The organism is Parasphingopyxis sp. (assembly GCF_052168275.1).
In the GTDB taxonomy this organism is placed as follows: Bacteria; Pseudomonadota; Alphaproteobacteria; order Sphingomonadales; family Sphingomonadaceae; genus Parasphingopyxis.
In genome coordinates this window covers 1-4,482 of sequence record NZ_JBQLZM010000020.1, presented here as the reverse complement: position 1 = coordinate 4,482, position 4,482 = coordinate 1, and the positions used below count along the sequence as shown (strand labels likewise).

The following is a 4,482-nucleotide window of genomic DNA, read 5'->3' as shown; positions in this document are numbered from 1 at the left end:
AGTATCGGTGCGATGAATCCCGCCTCCGCGGCCGCCAGCGCGCCGCCCAGCGAGCGGCGGTCGACGGGATGGACGACCGCGGTGGGGACGGGGTCGCCCTGCGCCGCGCGATCCGTCATGTCCTCGAAAAAGTCAGCCATTTCGCGTGCATGTCTCCCTTCGGCCGGCATGGCATTGATCTGGCGCAAGGACCAGCGCCGGGCCGCCACCCATATATCGGTCGTCGGTTACCCTTTCAGGTCGGAGTGCCCGTTATGACGGAGATATCGGGTTCCAGCGATGCCGCCGAGCGGAGCCAGGCCGGCACCGTCGCCTTTCTGGCGTCGCCCGCGACCCATGACGGCCAGCCGGTCGAGGCGCTCGAAACGCATATCTCCCGGCTGTTCCTGACGCCGGACCGCGTGTTCAAGCTGAAACGCGCGCTCGCGCTGCCATTTCTCGACTATTCGACCGTGGCGCTGCGCGAACGGGCCTGCCGGGCCGAATTCGCGATCAACCGCCGCGTCGCGCCGACGCTGTATCGCGGCGTGCGGCCGATCAGCCGCACGCCGGCGGGGCTTGCTTTCGGCACGGACGGCGAGATCGTCGACTGGGTCGTCGAAATGCGCCGCTTCGCCGAACGCGACCAGTTCGACCTGCTCGTGGCGGACGGCCGGCTGACCGACCGGCTGGTCGATGCGCTCGCCGACACCGTCGCGGCCTCCCATGCCGGGGCGGAAAAGGTCGTCAGGCGGGACGGCGCGGCGCGCTTCGCCGCGATCGAGCGCAATCTGGTCGATGCGACCCGGCCGCTGCTCGGGTCGCGGATCGATCTCGCCGATCTCGCCGCCTGGCGCCGATGGATGGACGGCATGCTGGAGCGGTTCGCGCCGCTGCTCGACGCGCGCGGGCGGCACGGTTTCGTCCGCACCTGTCACGGCGACCTGCATCTCGCCAATATCTGCCTGTGGGAGGGCCGGCCGGTGCCGTTCGACGCCATCGAGTTCGATCCCGAGCTGACCGAGATCGATGTCCAGTACGATCTCGCCTTCCTGCTGATGGATCTCGAACATGCGGGCGCGGGGGACGCGGCCAACCGGCTGCTCAACCGCTATCTGTCCGCCACCCGGGACTATCGCGGGGCCGGGCTCCTGCCGATGTTCAAATCCTGCCGGGCGGTCGTCAAGGCGCTGGTGGCGGCGATGAAGGATCGCCCGGCAACCGCCTATCTCGATCTGGCGCGCGCCTATGGCGACCGGGCGGATGCGCCCCGGCTGATCGCGGTCGGGGGTCGGTCCGGAACCGGCAAGTCGACCGTCGCGGCGGCGCTCGCGGCGCCGGTACAGGCCGTGGTGATCTCGTCCGACATGATCCGCAAACGGCTGTTCGGTGTCCCGCCCGAACGGCCGCTGCCGCAATCCGCCTATGCGGGCGACGTGTCGGAGCGCGTCTATCGGCGGCTGCGGACCGATACAAGGCGCGCGCTGGCGGGCGGCAGCACCGTCATCGCCGACGCGACCTTTCTGGAGAGCGCCGAGCGCGACGGTGTCGCGCGGTTGGCGGAGCAATGTGGTGCGGCCTTCACCGGGCTCTGGCTCGAGGCGCCGACCGATATCCGGGCCGACCGGGTGGCGGCGCGCGGTCCCAATCCCTCGGACGCGACCGTCTCCGTCGTGCAGGCGCAGGCGCGCGCGGACGCCGGATCCGTCGGCTGGACGGCGGTCGATGCCGCGCGGGACCGCGAAGCCCTCGTCCGCACCGCCCGGGCCCGCGCCGGGATCGGCTGACCGGGCCGGTCGGCGGTCGGGCGGGATGCGCGGACACCGCTTTCGGCATCCGGCCCGGCGGCGGCGTCGTACCCGCCCTGCCGATGATGGCCGAAAACTGCGGTCGCCCGGTTGATGCCGGTCAATTGCGGCGCGTGATCCGGCGCCCGTCGGCGACCCGGTTGCCGGGATTGACGATCACCGCGTCGCCCGCTTCGAGCCCGCCCAGCACCTCGGCATGCTCGTCGTTGATCTGGCCGATCTCGACCGGCCGTTCGACGGCGCGGCCCCCCGAGACGACATAGACGTGCCAGTCGGCGCCGCTGCGGAAGATCGCCCCGATCGGGACGCGCAGCGCATCCTCGCGGCTCCATACGGTGATCGTCGCGTCGACCTGATAGCCGTGGCCGAGCCGCGCGATCCGCTCCAGCGGTTCGTCGAAATCGATGATGACGTTGACCCGCTGCTCCTCGATGCCGAGCGCCGATATCTTGAGTTCGCCGAACGGTTCGATCCGCCGGATCCGCCCGGCCAGCGTCTCGTCCCCGCCCCAGCGGGTGATCGCGACCGGCGCGCCTGGCCGGACGCGGACCGCCTCGCGCGACAGCAGGTCGACGACGATCTCGATCCGCTCGGGATCGCCGATCTCGACGAGCGGCGTACCCTCGGGGACGACGCCTTCGCTTTCGTGGAGCACGCGCAGCAGGGTGCCGCTGGTCGGCGAGCGGACGGCGACCGGGCCGCTGCCGGTCGGCGTGCCGGCCGCCGGTTCGTTGAGCGAGGCGCGGATGCGGCCGACCTCGGAACGGTTCTGCTCGACGGTCGCCCGGGCGCCGGCGAGCGCCGCGCGGCGGGCATCGGCCTCGGTGCGCGCCGCGTCGAGCCGCGATTGCGGCAGGAAACCTCGCTCGGCCAGCGTTTCGGCCCGCGCCAGTTCGCGCCGGGCGAGGTCGAGCGAGGCGATCGCGCTCTGCACCTGCGCCCGGGCGCTGCGTTCGGCCGCCTGGGCGGCGGCCAGCGCATTCTGCAGCTCGCGGCGCGAGCGCGTATCGAGCGGGGTCGACGGCCGCCCCGCCATCCGCGCGATGACGGTCTCGCGCGCGACGACCGGATCGCCCGGTTCGATCTCGATCCGCGTCACATAGCCGCTGACCGGCGCCGAGACGATGTAGGAATCGTGGACCCGCGTCACCCCGTCATCGGTGATCCCGACGGTCATCGCGCCGCGTGTCACGTCGCCGGTATCGACCGGCACGGCTTCGGGCCAGAAGGCGTAGCCCAGGCCGAGGACGAACAGGGCGGCGATCAGGATCGCCCACCGCCAGCGTTTGAGTGTGTCGAGCATCAGTCGCGCGCCTTCAATACACGTACCATATCCAGTCTCGCCACCCGCCGGGCGACGATCAGCGCCGTCAGCGCGGCGGCGACGAGCACCACGACGATCGAGAAGCCGTAGGTTCCCCGGGTCGGCGCGAAGGGCAGCCGGAACAGGTCCGAACTGAACGCCGCGGCGAGGCCCTGGCCCAGCCAATAGCCGGTCAGGCAGCCGACGGGCACCGCCAGCGCCACGAGCAGCGCGATCTGGCCGAGCAGGATCAGGGCGACTTCCTCCTTGTGATAGCCGAGCACCCGCAATGTCGCGAGCTCGCGCGCGCGCTCGGAAAAGATGATCCGCGCGCTGTTGTAGACGACCCCGATCACGATCGCCGAGGCGAAGGCGATATAGAAGCCGATCATCGTGATAATATTGTCGTCGATCATCTCGCGGAACTTGTCGAGCGTCGCGCGCCGTTCGGTCACGCCGAGCACGACCGGCATCTCGCGCAATTCGTCGAGAATATCCTCGCGCGCCGCCGGATCGATCCGCAACAGCGCCGATCCGACCGGCGAATCGTCGCGCGTCAGCCGTTCGAGCGTCGCGCTGTCGGCATAGGCGCGCGACCCGACATATTCGTCGATCGTCGTGACCACCGGGATCTGCGTCCGTATCCGCCGTCCCTCGAGCATGTCGATCTCGATCCGGTCGCCGGCCCGCACGTCGAGCTTCGCGGCGAGCTGGCCGCTCAGCATCAGCCCGGCCGGCGGCAGGGGGATTTCGCGTCCCGACGCATCGATCCGCGACCAGAGCCGGGCGTCGCTCGACGCGCTCTCGATGGCGACCCGCTCGGAGCGATGGCCGTTGCGCAACCGCGCCGCCGCCGCCCGGGTCGCCTCGACGCGCAGAACGCCGGGGATGCTCGCCAGATTGTGCACCGCCTCCTCGTTGCCCGCCTCGATCAGCGCCACGGTCAGGTCCTGGTTCTGGGCGCGGAAGAAATTGGCCTCGAGCATCTCGTTGGTGCCGTCGAGGAACTGCATCGTGCTGAACAGCAGGCCGAGCGAGAGCGCCACGCCGAACACCGTGATCCCCGAGCGCACCGGCCAGCGCCCGATATGGCGGACGATCATGTGGCCGATGCTCGTGAACCCGGCTTTCTGGCCCAGGCGTTCGAGGAAGCCGGTCTTGTAGACCGGCGGCTGGGGCGGGGCCATGGCGATCGCCGGGGTCAGCCCGATCGCGGTCCGCACGCCGCCCAGCGCGCCGAGCACGGCCGATCCCGCGGCGAGCAGCGCCCCGATCGCGAAGGTGCTCGTCGAGATCCGGTAGTAGAGGAAGGGGAAGCGGTAATATTCGGCATAGAGCGCGGTCATGCCGCGCCCCATCCAGGCGCCCGCCGCCCAGCCGAGCAGGATGCCG

General features: G+C 70.7%; 3 protein-coding genes. 1 reads left to right on the top strand and 2 read right to left on the bottom strand.

The annotated features are described in order from the left end of the window. Positions 1-254: 254 nt before the first annotated feature. Positions 255-1,766: an AAA family ATPase gene (locus tag ACTS1X_RS02050; protein ID WP_442612725.1), complete on the top strand. Its 1,512-nt coding sequence runs from the start codon at positions 255-257 to the stop codon at positions 1,764-1,766. Positions 1,767-1,887: 121 nt separating this feature from the next. On the opposite strand, the gene ACTS1X_RS02045 is transcribed toward ACTS1X_RS02050, so the two are convergent. Continuing rightward, a complete protein-coding gene (locus ACTS1X_RS02045) occupies positions 1,888-3,090 on the bottom strand; it encodes an efflux RND transporter periplasmic adaptor subunit (protein ID WP_442612724.1) in 1,203 nt (400 codons plus the stop codon). Further along, on the bottom strand, positions 3,090-4,482 hold a 1,393-nt coding region (locus ACTS1X_RS02040), incomplete at its 5' end, for an ABC transporter permease (protein ID WP_442612723.1). The genes ACTS1X_RS02040 and ACTS1X_RS02045, both read right to left, overlap by 1 nt.

What these genes read in the sequence shown, in the direction of transcription:
- ACTS1X_RS02050 (WP_442612725.1), top strand. Translation starts at nt 255, where the DNA reads ATGACGGAGATATCGGGTTCCAGCGATGCCGCCGAGCGGAGCCAGGCC.
- ACTS1X_RS02045 (WP_442612724.1), bottom strand. Translation starts at nt 3,090, where the DNA reads ATGCTCGACACACTCAAACGCTGGCGGTGGGCGATCCTGATCGCCGCC.